17 protein-coding genes are annotated in these 18,151 nt (G+C 56.3%); 10 read left to right on the top strand and 7 right to left on the bottom strand.

Going from position 1 to position 18,151, the window contains the following annotated elements:
* Window positions 1–882, bottom strand: coding sequence for a LysR substrate-binding domain-containing protein (locus ACOTY5_RS06775; protein ID WP_045142144.1), 882 nt, complete (start codon window positions 880–882; stop codon window positions 1–3).
* Window positions 883–991: 109 nt separating this feature from the next.
* Here ACOTY5_RS06775 and ACOTY5_RS06770 point away from each other — a divergent pair, with 109 nt between their 5' ends.
* A complete protein-coding gene (locus ACOTY5_RS06770) occupies window positions 992–1,576 on the top strand; it encodes a nuclear transport factor 2 family protein (protein ID WP_015570507.1) in 585 nt (194 codons plus the stop codon).
* Window positions 1,577–1,691: 115 nt separating this feature from the next.
* Here the strand turns inward: ACOTY5_RS06770 and ACOTY5_RS06765 are convergent, their stop codons facing one another.
* The 3 genes from ACOTY5_RS06765 to ACOTY5_RS06755 form a co-directional block, all read right to left on the bottom strand.
* The gene (locus tag ACOTY5_RS06765; RefSeq protein WP_045142143.1) at window positions 1,692–2,669 is read right to left on the bottom strand and encodes an MBL fold metallo-hydrolase; all 978 of its coding nucleotides are present in this window, start codon (window positions 2,667–2,669) and stop codon (window positions 1,692–1,694) included.
* Window positions 2,670–2,776: 107 nt separating this feature from the next.
* On the bottom strand, window positions 2,777–3,661 hold the full coding sequence (locus ACOTY5_RS06760; protein ID WP_017382335.1) for an SDR family oxidoreductase: 885 nt from the start codon (window positions 3,659–3,661) through the stop codon (window positions 2,777–2,779).
* A gap of 111 nt (window positions 3,662–3,772) precedes the next feature.
* On the bottom strand, window positions 3,773–4,300 hold the full coding sequence (locus tag ACOTY5_RS06755) for a GNAT family N-acetyltransferase (protein ID WP_032653615.1): 528 nt from the start codon (window positions 4,298–4,300) through the stop codon (window positions 3,773–3,775).
* A 131-nt stretch (window positions 4,301–4,431) separates the two neighbouring features.
* On the opposite strand from ACOTY5_RS06755, the gene treZ reads away from it, so the two are divergent.
* Genes treZ through glgX form a run of 3 tightly spaced genes read left to right on the top strand, consistent with a single transcriptional unit; the run spans window position 4,432 to window position 10,775 of the window.
* Window positions 4,432–6,219: a malto-oligosyltrehalose trehalohydrolase gene (treZ, locus tag ACOTY5_RS06750; protein ID WP_045142142.1), complete on the top strand. Its 1,788-nt coding sequence runs from the start codon at window positions 4,432–4,434 to the stop codon at window positions 6,217–6,219.
* Complete coding sequence (treY, locus tag ACOTY5_RS06745; RefSeq protein WP_062933947.1) at window positions 6,216–8,684, top strand: malto-oligosyltrehalose synthase; 2,469 nt, start codon at window positions 6,216–6,218, stop codon at window positions 8,682–8,684. Before treZ ends, treY begins: the two co-directional genes overlap by 4 nt.
* Before the next feature lie 15 nt (window positions 8,685–8,699).
* Window positions 8,700–10,775: a glycogen debranching protein GlgX gene (gene glgX, locus ACOTY5_RS06740; protein WP_032653608.1), complete on the top strand. Its 2,076-nt coding sequence runs from the start codon at window positions 8,700–8,702 to the stop codon at window positions 10,773–10,775.
* Here glgX and ACOTY5_RS06735 read toward each other — a convergent pair.
* Window positions 10,772–11,320: a winged helix DNA-binding protein gene (locus ACOTY5_RS06735; RefSeq protein WP_045142140.1), complete on the bottom strand. Its 549-nt coding sequence runs from the start codon at window positions 11,318–11,320 to the stop codon at window positions 10,772–10,774. The two genes, glgX and ACOTY5_RS06735, sit on opposite strands and share 4 nt — an antisense overlap.
* Window positions 11,321–11,544: 224 nt before the next feature.
* Between ACOTY5_RS06735 and ACOTY5_RS06730 the strand changes: the two genes are divergently transcribed.
* From ACOTY5_RS06730 to ACOTY5_RS06720, 3 genes are read left to right on the top strand one after another with little or no spacing between them, the layout of a single operon-like run.
* A complete protein-coding gene (locus ACOTY5_RS06730; RefSeq protein ID WP_003857121.1) occupies window positions 11,545–12,267 on the top strand; it encodes a DUF969 domain-containing protein in 723 nt (240 codons plus the stop codon).
* Window positions 12,264–13,250 carry a DUF979 domain-containing protein gene (locus ACOTY5_RS06725; protein WP_017382341.1) on the top strand — a complete coding sequence of 329 codons (987 nt, stop codon included), beginning with the start codon at window positions 12,264–12,266 and terminating at the stop codon, window positions 13,248–13,250. The genes ACOTY5_RS06730 and ACOTY5_RS06725 overlap by 4 nt, the downstream gene beginning before the upstream one ends.
* Window positions 13,251–13,259: 9 nt before the next feature.
* Window positions 13,260–14,255, top strand: a complete 996-nt coding sequence (locus ACOTY5_RS06720) for a DUF2891 domain-containing protein (protein ID WP_015570513.1) — start codon at window positions 13,260–13,262, stop codon at window positions 14,253–14,255.
* Window positions 14,256–14,276: 21 nt separating this feature from the next.
* Here the strand turns inward: ACOTY5_RS06720 and ACOTY5_RS06715 are convergent, their stop codons facing one another.
* Window positions 14,277–15,665, bottom strand: a complete 1,389-nt coding sequence (locus ACOTY5_RS06715; protein WP_045142139.1) for an MFS transporter — start codon at window positions 15,663–15,665, stop codon at window positions 14,277–14,279.
* 129 nt (window positions 15,666–15,794) lie between these two features.
* Here ACOTY5_RS06715 and ACOTY5_RS06710 point away from each other — a divergent pair, with 129 nt between their 5' ends.
* The 3 genes from ACOTY5_RS06710 (at window position 15,795) to ACOTY5_RS06700 (ending at window position 17,527) form a co-directional block, all read left to right on the top strand.
* Window positions 15,795–16,724, top strand: coding sequence for a LysR family transcriptional regulator (locus ACOTY5_RS06710; protein ID WP_045142163.1), 930 nt, complete (start codon window positions 15,795–15,797; stop codon window positions 16,722–16,724).
* A gap of 63 nt (window positions 16,725–16,787) precedes the next feature.
* Window positions 16,788–17,054 (top strand): DUF1778 domain-containing protein, encoded by a 267-nt coding sequence (locus ACOTY5_RS06705; RefSeq protein WP_003857131.1) that lies wholly within the window; start codon window positions 16,788–16,790, stop codon window positions 17,052–17,054.
* Window positions 17,042–17,527, top strand: coding sequence for a GNAT family N-acetyltransferase (locus ACOTY5_RS06700; RefSeq protein ID WP_003857133.1), 486 nt, complete (start codon window positions 17,042–17,044; stop codon window positions 17,525–17,527). The genes ACOTY5_RS06705 and ACOTY5_RS06700 overlap by 13 nt, the downstream gene beginning before the upstream one ends.
* Window positions 17,528–17,577: 50 nt before the next feature.
* Here ACOTY5_RS06700 and ACOTY5_RS06695 read toward each other — a convergent pair whose 3' ends face one another.
* Window positions 17,578–18,147, bottom strand: a complete 570-nt coding sequence (locus tag ACOTY5_RS06695; protein ID WP_032648331.1) for a hypothetical protein — start codon at window positions 18,145–18,147, stop codon at window positions 17,578–17,580.
* Window positions 18,148–18,151 lie beyond the last annotated feature (4 nt).

Raw genomic sequence — 18,151 nt, 5'->3', positions numbered from 1 at the left:
TCAACAGGGAAGGTTAGCCATTGCCAGAAAAGCAGTCACTGCATTACCTGGCTCCTGCATGCGGCTGATCATGACCAGATTTGCGGTCAGCGCCTGAGCATTCAGGTTGCGGTAAATCAGTCCGGGTATTTGCACCTGTTGCAGGGGGGCGGGAACCAGCGCCAGACCGAGCCCGGCTGCGGCAAATGCCAGAACGCTTAGCGTACTGTTTGAACGATGTGCCACGCAAAAACCATCCCCGAGCTGCTGCGCCAGCAGCACAGTCAGATTTTCATTGGCGTCATGCGCGTCGTACAGGACCAGGGGATGACCGGCGAGCATTTCAACGGAGAGGTGCGGATGGATGGCTAAGGGATGATCGTCACACATTGCGATTATCATCTCCCAGTTTCCGGTTTTCTGCACCCTGATCTGCGGATCGGCTGTCGTACTGTTATCCGGTGTATAACCGACATCAATATGCCCTGCGAGGATCGCAGCTACCTGTTTCTGGGGAGCGATTTCCTGAATGGTGACTTCTGCATCCGGATGGGTTTTACGGAAGCGACGTACATCGGTAATCATTTTGCCACTAAAAATGGCGTTACCGGCAAAACCGACCCGTACACGCCCTGTCTCTCCCCGTATCGCACGCTGGACTGCCAGACGCGTGTGTTCCATTTGTTCCAGCATCAGTCTGGCTTCGCTGAGAAGAAGCGATCCGGCCTCAGTAAGTTCCACACGACGGCTGGTGCGGATAAACAGCGGACCGCCTAACTCAGTTTCAAGGGCTTTAATCTGCATGCTGAGCGCAGGCTGAACAATATGGAGTCGCTCAGCCGCGCGTCCAAAATGCTCTTCTTCAGCAACAACCAAAAAATAGCGTAAGTGCCGGAGTTCCATTGCCACCCTGACTCATCATTAAAAATGATTGTTTAGTAAAATATATATATTTGAGTATAAACCGCTTCACGGCCAAACTGAACGCATCAACTCAAACAGGAACCAAACAATGCAAACTCACCAACTGCAAGACCGTCAGGATCTTAACGACCTCATGAATGGCTGGATGCACCGCGACCTGGGCGAATGGGAGCAGCTGCGTAATCTTTTTCATCCGGACGGCACAATCGAAATTACGTGGTTCGAAGGGCTCGCGAGCGATTTTGTCGAGGGTTCCATGCGTATGGGCGCTTCAGATTTGCGCACAAAACATATGATTGGCTCGCCCGTCGTCACTTTTAACGACCGCGGCGACAAAGCGATTCTTGAAACCAATGCGATGATCATCGCTGAAAATATAAAACTTAATATTGGATGCGAATGCCACAATCGTTTCTACGATCTTGCAGAAAAGAGAGAGGGCGTATGGAAGCTGTTCCATCGCCAGAGCATCTACGACATGGGTATTTTCACCTTTCCGCTGGGCCCGGTTGAGATTGATTCAAAAATTGCTGCCAACTATCCGCGGGAATATGCCGCGCTAGCTTATCTGCTGGAACAAAGCGGTTTTCCCCTCGGCCGCGTATTTGCCACGCGTGACAGTGAACTAGAAGCGAATATGAAAGCGAACGCAAAAAAATGGCTGGCTGTCTGACAGGTTGAGCGCAGGGCCGAACAGATTTCGCCGGCTGTAATACCCGGCCGCGGGGCCCTGGGCGTGAGATAGCGGTCCCAGGTTGAAATATTTAGCCTGGGACGCAGAGACTCTCTTATTGCGCGTCCCGGTTGGTATAGGTCACCGGAACCCACGCGTAGCCTTCCCGCTCACCTTTCTTCACATACCCGATCCCGGGGAAAGGCAGATGTGGCGCCGCAATCAGATCTTTGTTTTTCACAAACTCAGCGAACGCTGCGTTGCGTACCCGGGCGGCTCCGTCCTGATCCTCATCGTAAGCAATCGTCACGTTGGGCTGTGGGAACTGAACCGCGGCAACGTGAATGATGTCGCCGACAAAGGTAATTTTTTCACCTTTGCTCTCCAGCGTGTAGAACGCGGACCCTGGGGTGTGGCCCGGATGAACCGTACCACTGATGCCCGGCAGAAGCTGTTCCGTCCCGGAGAAAGTCTTCACTTTTCCGGCATCCAGATAGGGCTTTAAGGTCTTGTACGCGACGTCGAAGTAGTTCTGGTCATAGCCAGATTTTTTCTGGTTCTCGTCGTTAAAGAAGAAATCGATATCCGGTTTGCCGACATACACCTGTGCGCGGGTAAATACGCGCTGACCGTCTTTAACCAGGCCGCCAGCATGATCGGAGTGCGCATGGGTGATCAGGATATCGGTAATATCCTGCGGTTTAATGCCCTGCGTCGCCAGGCTCTCAATCAGCCGCCCGCCTTTGCCGGGGCCAAAGAGCTGACCGGAACCGGTATCCACCAGAATTTTGTGGCCGGGGATGGCGATATAGAACGCGTTAATCGACGCTTCCACCGGATTGGCCTGGAAGTTTTTAGCCAGTAACGCATCGGTATTTTCTGCCGTCGTCCGACGCAGTAAGGCGTGCAGATCCTGCGGCACGCTGCCGTCCGTAAAGGCGGTGACAATCGTATCGCCAACCTGAACGCTGTAGCCGCCAGCCTGCTGTTTCACCACATGCTGTGGAACGCTGGCCACCGCGTGGATCGCGGGAAAGAATAAAACCGAACCGGTCAACAGGGTTGATAACGCAAGTTTTTTCACAGTAAACATGATGGGCTCCTCAATAGTAAGTTCATCATAGTTCAACTGAGATTTTTGAGAACAGCAGGGAAGTGGATGTGACCTATCCATGAAATGGATAGGTCTGAGAGAATGCTTTACAGCACGCCGGTACCGCCGTCAGAGCACCATACTTGTCCGGAGGCGTATGAGCAGGTATCTGAGGCAAAAAGCACATACAGCGGTGCGATTTCAACCGGCTGGCCCGGTCGGCCCAGGGGCGTATCTTCCCCGAACTTTTGAACTTTGGACTGCGGCTGACCGCCGCTGGACTGAAGAGGCGTCCAGTATGGACCTGGCGCGACGGCATTCACCCGAATGCCACGCGGCCCCAGCTGCTGAGCCAGAGACTTGGTAAAGGCCACGTTACAGGCTTTGGTCTGCGCATAGTCCACCAGGATCGCGCTCGGTTTAAACGCCTGAACGGAAGTGGTGTTAATGATCACGGCGCCTTCCTGCAAATGGCGCAGCGCAGCTTTAGTGATCCAGAAGGGGGCATAGACGTTGGTTTTAAACGTCGCGTCGAAATCTGCCGTGGTGAGATCGTCGATCGATTCGCAGTACTGCTGGCGTCCAGCGTTGTTCACCAGGATATCCAGGCCACCCAGTTCCGCGACGGCTTTTTCCACCAGCGTATCGCAGAACGACTCCACGCGAATGTCGCCGGGAATGGCGACCGCTTTACGGCCTTCGGCCCGAATCAGCGCAATGACCGATGCCGCATCGGACTCCTCTTCCGGGAGATAGCCAATAGCCACATCTGCACCTTCACGGGCATAGGCGATCGCTACCGCGCGACCAATTCCGGAATCACCGCCGGTAATCAGCGCTTTTTTTCCTGCCAGTTTTCCTGACCCGATATAACTTGTTTCACCATGATCCGGTATTGGCTTCATTTCCGATGCCAGCCCGGGGGCCCTTTGCGGTTGTTCAGCAAACGGTGGACGAGGGTAATGCAGCGTGTGATTATTTCCTGTAGACATACCGGCCTCCTTAATAGTGAATTCCAAGATTAGTCGTTAATTAAACGTAAGCGGGCAAAATTGACAAATTCAGACAAATCTATCTTCTGGTAGCGGATATAAAATATTTTCTCAAGCCAGCATGTAATACCAGAAAAGGGCGACCTCATCTTTTTCCGGCAGGGCGTTGTAAAGGTAGCGATCGTAACCGCCGAGAATAAACCCATAGTGACGATAGAACTGACAGGCAGAAACATTAACGTTCTGCGTCTCCAGCCGTAAGCCGGGCGCATTGAGGCTTCGCGCCCAGACGTGGGTGGCGGACATCAGCTTGTGCGCCGCGCCCGTACGGCGTTTTGAACGCTCCACGGCAATGTAATCCACCGAAATAAATTTATTCCAGTTGCATGACGCGGTAATAAAACCGGCGATTTCACCGTCATCCGTTTCGGCGATAAGAAATATTGAATCCGGATTAACGCAATGATTTTCCAGCGTCTGGAGATCAAGCTCATAGGTTTTAAGATAAGGTTCGGTCAGCGCCTCGATATGCAAATCACCATTGAGAAATGGCTCTCTGGCAATCTCATCAACCTTGAAAGAAAAATCACAACATTCAAGGCGGGCGAGGTCTGTACTTAATCCTTTTCGAATATGCATAGTATTCCTTAAGTGGGAGTTATAAATAGATAATAGACGAAGCGGCATCCCCTGCTGGCATAACACTCTGTAGATCCTGGTCTAAGCTTGTATTTCGTTCCGCGTAAAAGGTGGTCATTCGAGGACAATGAATGGAATTCAGAACATGTCGCAGGCACTGGGGTGCTGAGTTTATTTCCGATGACGTTGTACGTTTTCGCGTCTGGGCAGAAGGGCAAAAAGATCTCACGTTGCGTTTAACCGATACCGACATTCCCATGGCGGCGGTGGGCGACGGCTGGTTTCAGATTGACGTGCCCGGCGTCAGGCACGGTACGACGTATCAGTTTGTTTTACAGGATGGAATGGCGGTGCCGGATCCGGCCTCACGCGCGCAGCAGGCTGACGTCAACGGCCCGTCGGTGGTGATCGACCCGCGTCGCAGCCTGCCCACTCAGCGGGAATGGCAAGGACGACCGTGGGAAGAGACGGTGATCTACGAGCTGCATATCGGCACCTTCACCGGGGAAGGAACCTTCAGGGCGGCCATCGACAAACTGCCTTATCTGGCCGGGCTGGGTATTACTCAACTGGAAGTGATGCCCGTGTCCCAGTTCGGGGGCGCGCGCGGATGGGGGTATGACGGCGTACTGCTGTATGCCCCGCACTCGGCTTATGGCACACCGGATGATTTTCATGCCTTCATTGATGCCGCCCACGCGCTCGGGCTTTCCGTGGTGCTGGATATCGTACTCAACCACTTTGGCCCGGAAGGTAATTACCTGCCGTTGCTCTCGCCAGCGTTTTTCCATCGGGATCGTATGACCCCGTGGGGCAACGGTATTGCCTATGAGGTTGAGGCCGTCCGGCAATACATCGCCGAGGCGCCGTTATTCTGGCTCTCGGAGTATCATCTTGACGGTCTGCGCTTCGACGCCATCGACCAGATCCATGACGACGCTGAGACCCATATTCTTCCCGAGATAGCGCAACGGATCCGCGACGCATTTCCGGATCGGCATATCCATCTGACCACCGAAGACAGTCGCAACGTGATATTCCTGCATCCGCGCGATGAGCATGGTCAGACGCCGCTTTTCACCGCCGAATGGAATGATGATTTTCACAACGCCGCGCATGTCTTCGCGACCGGGGAATCACACGCCTATTATCAGGATTTTGCCTTTGAGCCGGAGAAAAAACTGGCGCGGGCGCTGGCAGAGGGCTTTGTCTACCAGGGGGAAATCTCGCTTCAGACCGGAAAGTCGCGCGGGGTAGAGTGTCGCGAGCAACCTCCGCAGTTTTTTGTCGATTTTATTCAGAATCACGACCAGGTCGGCAACCGTGCCCAGGGGGAGAGGCTTATCTCTCTGGCAGGCGCGGATAAAACGCGTGTGCTGTTTGCGGCGCTGCTCATGTCGCCCCATATTCCGCTGCTGTTTATGGGCGAGGAGTATGGCGAAACGCATCCGTTCCTCTTTTTCACCGACTTCCACGGCGACCTGGCGAAAGCCGTGCGGGAAGGGCGCGCGAAAGAGTTTACCGGCCATGCCGGGCACGATGAAACCGTACCGGACCCCAATGACGTAAATACCTTTATGCGGTCGAAGCTTGACTGGAACAAGGCAGACACGGAGGAAGGCAGGGCGTGGCTGCACGCTACGCGCGAACTGATTGCGCTGCGTGAGCGCTTTATCGTCCCGCTACTGAAACAGCGGGGCGCCGTGGAGGGTAACGTCCTGCAAACGGCGCTCGGCATGGTGGCCGTGAGCTGGCGTTTCCCGTCCGGTACGCTGTCGCTGGCGCTGAATATTGGCAAAAAGCCACTCGCCTTACCGAACCTGCCCGGAAAAACGATCTTTAGCTGGCCGGAGGCAGTCGATAACCTGCCGCCAAACAGCATTGTTGTTCGCTTAGCTGATGGAGAAGCAGCGCTATGATCCCTTCCTCTACTTACCGAATTCAGTTTCGCAACGGCATGACCTTCGATCGCGTGGTGGACCTGATTCCGTATATGAAAGACCTTGGAATTAGCCATCTTTACGCGTCGCCTGTTTTCACCGCAACCACGGATTCCACCCACGGCTATGACGTGACCGACCCCAACGAAATCGACCCGGCGATTGGCGGGCGGGAAGGGTTTGACCGCATGGCGGCAGCGCTGAAACAGGCGGGGATGGGGCTGATTCTGGATATCGTTCCTAACCATATGTCGACCTCGCTGGAAAACCGCTGGTGGCACGATGTTATAGAACAAGGCAGGCAGAGCCGCTATGCGGCGTATTTTGATATCGACTGGTCCCGACCGCTGACGTTGCCGTTTCTTGGCGACACCTTTGAAGCCGAGCTGGAGCGGGGGGCTATCACCTTAAAACGTGACAGTGTCACCAACAGCGCAGCGCTGGTTTACTATGATACCGCCTATCCGCTTAATCCCGGCACGTATGCCGAAGGCAAGAGCATCGCTGAGATCCACGAGGCGCAAAGCTGGCGGCTGATGTCCTGGCGGGAAGCGCCGAAACAGCTTTCATGGCGGCGCTTTTTTGAAATCACCGGGCTGGTCGGCGTGCGGGTAGAGGATGAGGCGGTCTTCGCAGACACGCACCGCCTGATCCTTGAGCTTGTTCACGCCGGGGTTGTCGACGGCCTGCGCATTGACCATGTGGACGGGCTTGCCGATCCGCTGGGCTATTTGCAGCGCCTGCGTGCGGCGACCGGACCGGATTGCTACATCACGGTTGAGAAGATCCTCGCCAAAGGGGAACAGCTTCCTCCGGAGTGGCCGGTCTCGGGTACTACGGGCTATGAGTTTATTGCCTCGCTGGCGGAAGTGCTGGTGGATGATACCAACCTCTCGCGACTGGAGACGCTCTACGACGAGACGCTGGGTACGACCGTGGACAGGCAGGCGGAACTTCGCAAAGCCAAAGGGCTGATGACCGATCGTAATTTTGAAGGTGAATTTACCACGCTGCTCAAAATCGCCAGCGAGCTGGCCGGGCATAACGGCGCCCAAGTGGAGCATGAGGATATCCGCCATGCCCTGCGCGAGCTGCTTATCGCGTTTCCGGTGTATCGCACCTACGGCACCGGAGAGGGGCTGACGCCACCGGATGTGGCGCTGCTCAGTCGCGTGGTCGCCAGCGTCGACACCTCTGAACCCGCGCTCAGCCTGATCGTGCGTATTCTTACCGGCGATCTGCCGGAGGATGACCACGCGCTGGCCTCGCTTTTCCGCACCCGTTTTCAGCAACTGACCGGGCCGCTGATGGCGAAATCGGTAGAGGATACGCTGTTCTTCCGCCATAACCTGGAGCTGGCCCTGAACGAAGTCGGCGCCGACCCGACGCCGCGCGCGTTTTCACTTTCCCGTTTTCATCAGGAGATGCGTATTCGTCTTGCCCGCCAGCCCGATGCGCTGCTGGGAACCTCCACCCACGACACCAAACGCGGCGAGGATGCGCGAGCGCGACTATACACGCTGACGGAAGCGCCAGATCTGTGGGGGGAAAACCTGGCGCGCTGGCGGCAGATGAACCAGACGCAGGTCCGATTCCTCAACGACGGCACCGCGCCGAACGCCGCCGACACCTGGATGATCTTCCAGGCGCTGGCGGGCGTCTGGCCAGCCACGCTGTCGCCAGACGATCATGATGGTCTTAAGACACTGGAAGAGCGTTTCCTCGGCTTTATTGAGAAAGCCCTGCGCGAGGCCAAGCAGCGTACCGACTGGATCGACAGCAACGAAGGGTACGAGAGCGTGGTGCTGGACTACGTGCGCCATCTGCTCTCCCCGGATAACACCCTGTTCCTGCGTGATTTCAGTGCCGCACTCCAGCCGTTTATTCGGGCTGGGTTAATGAACAGCCTGAGCCAGACGGTGATCAAGCTGACTGCGCCAGGCGTACCGGACATCTACCAGGGCAGCGAAGGGCTTAACTTCAGCCTGGTCGACCCGGATAACCGCCGCGAACCGGATTTCACCGCGCTGGCGGAAAACCTCAGCGTAGCGGATGGAACCATTTTTAACGATGCGCAACGCTGGCGAGACGGCAGCGTGAAGCAGTACGTCACCGCCACGCTGTTACGGCTGCGGCCGCATTACCCCGCGCTTTTCCGCTACGGCGACTGGCTGCCGCTGAAGGTGACCGGCGAGCGGGAAGAGAATCTGATCGTTTATGCCCGCATAAAAGATGACGAGGCGCTGATCGTCGCCGTGCCGCGTCTGGTGTTTGACGTCACCGACAATGCGATGCTGTGGGCCAATACTACGGTGGCCATACCCCAGGAGCTGGCCGGGAAGCACTACCGGGATCTGTTTACCGGTGAGCGTCGCCTTCTGCCAGAGACGCTGGATTTAACGTCTGAAAAGGGATGTTTGTTGGTTCTGCTTACCTGCGAATAATCGAGGAGAACAAAAATGCCAAAGGATACAACGTTTGAAATTCGGGCCGGTCATGGCCAACAGTTGGGCGCAAATTATGACGGGAAAGGAGTGAATTTCGCCCTGTTTTCCGCCCATGCGGAGCGGGTGGAGCTGTGTTTGTTTGACCCATCGGGAAAAACAGAAATCACCCGCCTGGAACTGCCGGAATATACCCATGAGGTCTGGCACGGCTATGTGCCGGATCTGAAACCGGGGGCGCTGTATGGCTACCGTGTATATGGCCCTTACGATCCGGAGAACGGTCACCGGTTCAACCCCAATAAGCTGCTTATTGACCCCTATGCCCGTGAACTGGTGGGTGACATTGAGTGGAACGATGCCCACTTCGGCTATGAGCTGGGACACGACGAGCTGGATCTCAGCTTTGATACGCGAGACAGCGCGCCGTTTACGCCCAAATGCAAAGTCATCGACCCCAATGCCGTCGACTGGCAAGACTCCCGCCGACCCGATATCCCGTGGCCGCATACCGTGGTTTATGAGAGCCACGTAAAAGGCTTTACCCAGCTTAACCCGGCTATTCCGCCTGAACTGCGCGGTACGTTTGAGGGGATGGGGCATAAAGCGTCGGTGGAGTACATCAAAAGCCTCGGGATTACCTCGGTCGAGCTGCTGCCGGTTCACTGGTTCCCTGACGATCAGCACCTGCTCGATCGCGGTCTGAAAAACTTCTGGGGCTATAACTCGCTCGGTTTCTTTGCGCCAGCGTCACGCTATTACGGCCCGGCGGGGATCCAGGGTTTCCGCGACATGGTGCGTGCCTATCATGACGCGGGCATCGAGGTGATCCTCGACGTGGTCTATAACCACACGGCGGAGGGCAACGAGCTGGGGCCAACCCTGTCGTTTAAGGGAATTGATAACTTCTGTTATTACCGCACCATGCCGGATCAGCACCGGTATTACATCAACGACACCGGCACCGGAAACACCGTTAATACTTCACACCCGCGCGTATTGCAGATGGTCATGGACTCCCTGCGTTACTGGGCAGAATCGATGCAGATTGACGGTTTCCGCTTTGACCTCGGGACCATTCTCGGACGTGAGCCGGAGGGGTTCGATCCGCGCGGCGGCTTCTTCGATGCCGTGACCCAGGATCCGGTGCTGTCGAAGCTGAAGCTCATCGGTGAGCCGTGGGATATCGGCCCGGGCGGGTATCAGGTGGGAGGCTTCCCGCCAGGCTGGGGTGAGTGGAACGACAAATACCGCGATACGGTACGTGAATACTGGAAGGGGGATAACGTCTCTAACGATTTTGCCGCCCGTCTGTTAGGGTCCGGTGATTTGTACGATCTGCGCGGGCGTCGTCCGTGGGCCAGCGTCAATTTTATTACCGCGCATGACGGCTTCACGCTGAACGACCTAGTGTCGTACAACGAGAAACATAACGCCGATAACGGGGAAGATAATAACGACGGACATAACGATAACCGATCGTATAACTACGGCGAAGAAGGGCCGACGGAGAACCCGGATATCATCGCCACCCGCGAGCGGCAAAAGCGCAACTTCCTCACCACGCTCTTCTTCTCGCACGGTACGCCGATGCTGCTGGCAGGGGATGAGTTTGGCCGGACGCAAAAGGGCAATAATAACGGCTACTGTCAGGACAGCGAGATCTCCTGGGTAAACTGGAAAGGGCTCTCTGAAAACGACGAGAAGCTGCGCGACTTTACCCGTCGGTTGATTGCCCTGCGCGCGACGCAGCCGCTGCTGCGACGTGAGAACTGGCGCGACGGGCTGGAGATCCGCTGGTTTAACGCCGGCGGCGGACCGCAGCAGTCGGAACAATGGGACGAGGGTTCCACCCTTGGTCTTGCCATCAGCCGCCCGGATCTTAAGCAGGAAGAGGGCGTCTGGCACGACGTGCTGATGCTGTTTAACCCGTTTGAAGGTACGGTGCCATTCCAGATCCCGCAGTTTGGTGAAGGGGGTTGGGTTCTGGAGCTTTCGACGGCGGATGAGGCCCCCACAGGGGAAATCATCACGGAATCCGTCGATTATGAACTGGCCGGGCGGAGTATGACGCTTTTCCGCCGTCCTTAAAGCGAGGCCGCCGCGCGTGCGGCGGTATCATACAGGGAAGAGATCGCGCGGAGTAACTGCGCGGTCTCGCCAATCGACGCGCCCGGAATGCCGCTTTCAGCGTGAATGTTGATCAGGCAGGCCTCCCGCACCTCCCGGTACTTCATGCACAGCGCTTTTCCCTCCGCCGTAGTAGAGAAAAAAAGCTCTTTTCCGGCTTTCTCGCTGGTGACATATCCCGCCTTAACCAGCTTTTTCAGCGCATACGTCACCACGTGGGTATCTTCCACGTTCAGCACAAAGCAGATGTCGGCCAGCTTTTTCTTGCGGTTGCGGTGATTCACGTGGTGCAGAAGCGAAACGTCAAAGGCCCCCATATCCGGTTCACCCGCTGCGGTCATGCAGCGCACCATCCATTTGTTAAACGCATTGCTGGTCATGATCAGCGCATATTCCAGCTCTGATAATTCAGCACACCGCTCTGAGACGAGATGACGGGAGGAGACGATTCGCCCGTCCGCAATATCGTCGTGGTTCAATGCTGTCGTCTTTTTCTTTACTGTCATAACGATCCTTCCCCCGAAATGTAAACCCGTCGATAAAATAAGAACATTTTATTGATAAATTGTTTACATGTTTTTGACGTTCAGATATAGCTTTTTAGTGCAGGTTCTGTGGAGCCTGACGCAAAACACAACATCGCGCGCCGTAATGCACCGGCTTCGCTCTGCTGCGAAGTATAAAAAATAGCCGTCGGCGCGCAACGCTCACTTTGGATAGGGTAACGTTTATGGACAGTTCTACACTGTTGCCACTTATCGGGATTCCGGTGGTGGTTATTGGTTTTGCACTGCGTTTCAACCCGCTGCTGGTTGTCGTGGTGGCGGGGCTGGCGACGGGCCTGCTGGTTGGCATGGATTTCGGTATGCTGCTGGAAACCTTTGGCGAAAAGTTCGTGAATAGCCGATCGCTTGCCACCTTCATTCTGATCCTGCCAGTGATTGGCCTGCTGGAGTATTACGGGCTGAAAGAGCGCGCCCAGGCCTGGGTCGCGAAGATCGCCAGCGCCACCTCGGCGCGTATCCTGATGCTCTACTTTGTCGCCCGCGAAGGGACGGCTGCGCTGGGCCTGATGTCCCTTGGCGGCCACGCACAAACGGTGCGTCCGCTGCTGGCGCCGATGGCGGAAGGGGCGGCCCTGAATGAATACGGCGAACTGCCGCAGACTATCCGCGACAAAATCAAAGCCCATGCCGCCGCGTGTGACAATATCGCGGTTTTCTTTGGGGAAGATATCTTTATCGCCTTTGGCGCGGTACTGCTGATTGATGCGTTCCTGAAAGAGAACGGGATCGAGGGGATCGAACCGCTGCATATCGGCCTGTGGGCCATTCCGACCGCTATTGCGGCACTGATCATCCATATGACGCGTCTGCTGCGCCTCGACGCCAGCATTCGTCGCGACGTGATGGCCTGGAAAGCAGAGCAGGGTACGCAGGAGATCGCACCATGATGACCCTCATCACCATTAACCGCGTGTATTACCTGATCGGCTTCGTCGTGATGCTGCTGGTTGTGATGACCCTTCGCGACCGCGCTAACCCGAAACGCTATACCACGGCGCTGTTCTGGTTTCTGTTCGGCGGGATCTTCCTGTTTGGCGATCTGATGGTGCAGGAGCTGGGTAAGTCGCTGGCGTATCGCATTATTGGCGGCGCCGTTATCGTGATTGCGCTGCTGGCCGGTTTCGGGCTGGTCGGGAAGGGGCATTATAAAATGTCCACCGAGGAGGAGCGTGTTGCCTCGTCGAACCGGCTGAAAAACTGGCTGTTTTTACCGGCACTGATGATCCCCGTGGTAACGGTCATCGGGACGCTGTTTCTGAAAGGCGTGTCGATTGGCGGCGTTTATCTGCTCGACCAGAAACAGCTTACGCTGGCGGCGCTGTGCGTGGCCTGCGTGGCGGCTATCCTTACCGGCTGGTGGCTGACAAAAGGTACGCCGCTGCATGCGGTGCGTCAGTCGCGTCGGCTGGTCGATACCATTGGCTGGGCGGTGATCCTGCCGCAGATGCTCGCCATGCTCGGCGGGGTGTTTGTGGTGGCGAATACCGGCGAATCGGTACAAAAGGTGGTCAGCCTGTTTGTGAACCCGGACAGCCGCTTCATGCTGGTGGTCATTTACTGCGTGGGGATGGCGCTGTTTACCATGATCATGGGTAATGCCTTCGCAGCCTTCCCGGTGTTAAGCGCCGGTATCGCTCTGCCATTCCTGATTAACGTCCATCACGGTAACCCGGCGCCGCTGCTGGCTATCGGTATGTACGCAGGCTATTGCGGCACGCTGATGACGCCGATGGCCGCCAACTTCAACATTGTGCCCGCCGCGCTGCTGGAGCTAAAAGACAAATATCAGGTTATCAAGATCCAGATCCCGACCGCGTTAACCCTGCTGGTGGTGAACGTGTTCTTAATGTATTTCCTCGTGTTTCGCTAAGGAGCTGCAATGGAATTAACGCAACATCAGGCTGACGCCTTCGCCAGAATGCCGTTGACCTATTTACGTCAGGAATACCCGAACCACATTATGCATCTGCTCAACGATGACGGCGACGTTCTGCCGCCTCGCGAGCTGCACCCGATCTTTTACGGCTGTTTTGACTGGCACTCTGCGGTGCACGGCTACTGGCTGCTGCTGCGCTGCCTGCGTCTCTGGCCCGAACTGCCGTGCCGGGAAGAGATCATCACTCTGTTCGAAGAACACCTGACCGACGAGAAGGTGGCGAAGGAGCTGGCCTATTTTACCGCGCCGTTCCGCGCGTCGTTTGAGCGGCCTTATGGCTACGGCTGGCTGCTGGCGCTGGCGCAGGAGCTGAAACAGTCGTCACTGCCACAGGCGGAGCGCTGGTACCAGACGCTGCAACCGTTAACGCGGGATATTCGCCAGCGGCTGGTGGATTACCTCAGCAAGCTCACCTATCCCATCCGCGTCGGAACACATTACAACACGGCGTTTGCGCTCGCGCTGGGGCTGGATTATGCCCGGGCGGTGACGGATGACGGGCTTGAACAGGCGATCCTGGACGCGGCGACGCGCTTTTATCATACGGACACGCAATATCCGGCGCATTATGAGCCGGGCGGCGACGAGTATATCTCCGGGGCGCTGACCGAGGCGTTACTGATGAGTAAGGTGGTAGAGAATTTCCCGGCCTGGTTCGATGCGTTTCTGCCTGAAGTGGGTGCCGTTTCAGCGCTGATGAACCCGGCTGAGGTAAGCGACCGCACCGACCCGAAAATCGCACATCTGGACGGGCTTAACCTCAGCCGCGCGTGGTGTATGAAGCACATTGCCCGCGCTTTGCCGGAAAACCACCCGGCGCAACAGGCGTTACAGGATGCCGTTGCGCGCCATCTCTCGGCAAGCGTGGAGCATGTTGTCGGCAGCCACTACAGCGGCGGCCACTGGCTGGCGAGTTTTGCGCTGCTGGCGCTGGAGTAGCGCTTAGTTATATTTTCGTGCTCATCCTGTTTCCGCAGGATGAGTGATTTTACGCAACCGGCTCGCGCTGACGACGACCGCTACCGCAGAAGCTGCGGCGGCGACCCACAGCGCAACATGAATTGACCTTTCATCTGCGGCCAGCAGAACGGCCACGGCGGCGGCGCCAAGACACTGCCCGAACGTGCGCATAATGGATAAAACACCGGATGCATAGCTCGCATGCTCACGAATAACGTTGGAGAGCATTTCCCGGTTATTGGGACTCTGAAAGCAGCCAAACCCCACTCCGCACACCAGACTCCGCAGGCAGATATCCCACACTGAAGGGCGGTCGGGTAATGTTGCCAGCAGGATCAAACCGACGACAAAAATCATCAGCCCCAGGGTGGATATCGCCGGGGCTGAAATCGTGTCTGCCCACCGGCCTGCATGCGGCGCAATCAGTACGATCCCTAGCGGCCACGGCGTAAACAGCAGGGCAGACAACACCGGGCTGTAGCCGTATTCGCTCTGAAACAGGAAGGGCAGCGCAATAAAGGTGATCCCCTGGCTGACAAAAGCAATCATCGACGTGAAGGCCGCGAGGGTAAAACGTTCATTTTTAAACATCATCGGCGGCAGTAAGGGGTTATCCGCGCGGCGGATCTGCCAGATAAACGCCATGCCGCTCAGCGCAGCGAGCATTGTCCAGCAAAGACTGCCAAGGTGATAAGTCGCGTCATGGAGGCTGTTCGCCGCCATGATCGTCGACCCCAACAGCAGCGCCGACAATATGGCGCCCGGGGTGTCGAAAGGCGCTTGCTTTCGAACCGCATCCCGCGGCAGCGCTTTGACCGCCAGCAGTAAGGCGAGGGTGCCGGGAACAACGTTTATCGCAAACAGCCATTGCCAGCTCAGGGTGTGAAGGATCGTCCCGCCCAATACCGGGCCGATAGCGGAGCTGGAGGCGATGAGCAGGGCGTGCAACCCCAGAATGCGGCCAAGCAATCGCCCGGGAAATACGGACCGCAGGATTGCGGGGGCAATACTCAGCGTCGCCGCGCCGCCGATCCCCTGAAGCACGCGCATACCGATAAGCACTTCGGGTGTATTCGCCAGCGCGCAACCCAGTGATGTCAGGGTAAAGGTCGTCAGACCTGCCAGAAATACGGGGCGATAACCCAGGCGGGCCGCATGCGCCGCGAATATCGCCAGCGTCATCGCAGCCGCCAGCAGATACCCGTTGGCGAACCAGACGGCAATACTGGCAGGTACCTGCATCTCCTGAGCCATGGAGGGCAGGGCAATGTTGATCATGGTGCCATCAAACACGCCCATTAAGGTGGTGGTCATAATTGCGGCCATCACCCGTGCGCGCGCCGGGCCGGGAAGTCCTTCGTCGCCGGGTTGACTGGAAAAGAGCGTCATTATGTTGTCCTCTGAGAAGAGTGTATGGATGACAAAACTATAAAGATGGCTTTTACAGGGCGGAAGGCGCACCATTTGCACTTTATCGTTGCACGAAACGCCTTATCTGAATGTACAGGAATGAGCGCTATGACCGATCCTGATTTTAATTTACTGATTGCACTCGACATATTGCTGAGCGAAGCGAGTGTCGCAGGTGCCGCCCGTCGGCTGGATCTCAGCACCTCGGCCATGAGCCGGACATTAAGCAGGTTACGCGACGTTACAGGCGACCCGATCCTGGTGCGCGCCGGGCGTAGCATGGTACTGACCCCGTGGGCCGAAGCGACCCGGGATCGCGCCAGGCGTGCAGTGCACGAGGCGAGGGCGGTATTGCAGCCCTCAACTGAAACGTTCAGCGCGCAGAGTCTGGCGCGTCTTTTTACCATCAGGGCAAACGATGGTTTTGTGGTGGCGTTTGGGCCTGCGCTCATAGCGGCTGTGGCCGACGCCGCGCCGGACGTCTGTATACGCTTTGCGCCTAAGCCGGAAAAAACGTCGCGCTATCTTCGGGAAGGGCTGGTTGATCTGGAGATTGGCGTCCAGAGCAATATGGGGCCTGAAATACGGCTGCAACGACTGTTTGAGGATCGGTTTGTGGGCGTCGTGCGTAAGGGACACCCGCTGGCTAAGCAGGCAAAAATAAGCGTGAAGGATTATGTCGCCTGGGGCCATGTGGTAGCGTCACCCGAGGGCGCGTTGCACGGTTCCGTTGACGATGCGCTGGCCGAACTGGGGACAAAACGTAAAATCGCCAGCGTCGTACCGGGATTTCCGACGGCACTGTCCGTGGCGCTGGCATCAGATCTTATCGCCATGATACCCGCGCTCTATTTACTCAATCAGCAGGTAACGGACCAGGTACACACTTTCGAGCTGCCGTTCAAAAGCCGTCGAATTACGGTATCACAGATGTGGCACCCAAGAATGGAACGCGACCCTGGTCACCGCTGGCTGAGAGAGCAAATTCTTGCGATATGCGGGGTGGAGAGGTCAGACATGATTAAGGGCGCTGTATAGCGATTGCTATACACAGCGCTTATGCTATGCTTGTAAAGCAATTGCTATACAAGAGGTATACCTATGAAATCAGATGTTCAACTCAATCTCAGAGCCAAAGAATCCCAGCGGGCGCTTATCGATGCCGCCGCAGAGATCCTCCATAAATCACGCACGGACTTCATTCTGGAGATGGCCTGTCAGGCAGCCGAGAATGTGATCCTCGATCGACGTGTATTCAATTTTAACGATGAACAGTACGCAGAGTTCATTGACATGCTCGATGCCCCGGTCGCGGACGATCCTGCCATAGAAAAACTGCTGGCAAGGAAACCTCAGTGGGACGTGTAACAGCACCAGAGCCCTTATCCAGCGTCCATCAACTGGCGGAGTTCGTCAGTGGAGAGGCCGTGCTTGACGAATGGCTAAAACAAAGAGGTCTGAAAAACCAGGCGCTCGGCGCAGCCCGAACGTTTGTCGTTTGTAAAACGGGCACGAAGCAGGTCGCGGGATTTTACTCTCTGGCTACCGGGAGCGTTAACCATACGCAAGCGACGGGGAATCTGCGGCGTAACATGCCGGATCCCATTCCCGTGATTATTCTTGCCCGTCTGGCTGTCGATGTCTCGTTACGCGGAAACGGGTTGGGAGCCGATTTACTCCACGATGCGGTTTTACGCTGTTATCGGGTAGCTGAGAATATCGGGGTGCGGGCGATCATGGTTCATGCACTCACTGAGGAAGCCAAAGCGTTTTATATCCACCATGGTTTTAAAGCATCTCAGACTCAGGAACGGACACTGTTTCTCAGGCTTCCTCAGTAGCGATAGTCGGATCGCCGCACGTAGCGGCGGGATTTTAATGGAATGAATGTTTAGCGCGTCTGGCTGATAAGCTTGCGCCAGACTCTGTTATGCAAAGTAAATAGCAGCATCTTATAGAAAGCGGTAGAGAGGATACAGATACCGCTAAGCCCAAGCATGACAATACTTACCAGCGCCGCGGTCAGACTGACGCCCGGAGAAGAATTACCGCTCAGCGCGGCCAGCAGATAGGCTGCCGTTAATACCAGGCTTAGCACCGCCAGCGTAAGATGTAACCGCACGGCACGCATGCTACCTTTGCCAATCATAAACATCGTCACTCCGTTGATGCCAGCGAAGAGCAGGGCGATCAGCACGACCCACACGAATACGCGCTCTGCTGGCTGGCCGAGTGCGGCGAGTACGCCATACCCCAGCCACAGTTGCGGAATGGCGAAACTGACAATCACCCCGAGCGTACTGACCGCCGCCGGAATACCCATGGTATGTAGTCCCACAGGTTTAACCATATCTTCAGCCAACTGCGTCTTAAGCTGCTGCAACTGTGTCGGGGCGGCATTTTTTATGCTGGCGGACACCTCGTTACAATATTGCAGGCGACGGGTTAAAACTTTAAACATTTAT

The sequence above is a fragment of the Enterobacter cloacae complex sp. SHL018 genome, assembly GCF_049237905.1.
Classification (GTDB): Bacteria; Pseudomonadota; Gammaproteobacteria; order Enterobacterales; family Enterobacteriaceae; genus Enterobacter; species Enterobacter hormaechei_C.
This window is presented reverse-complemented; position numbering and strand designations above follow the sequence as displayed.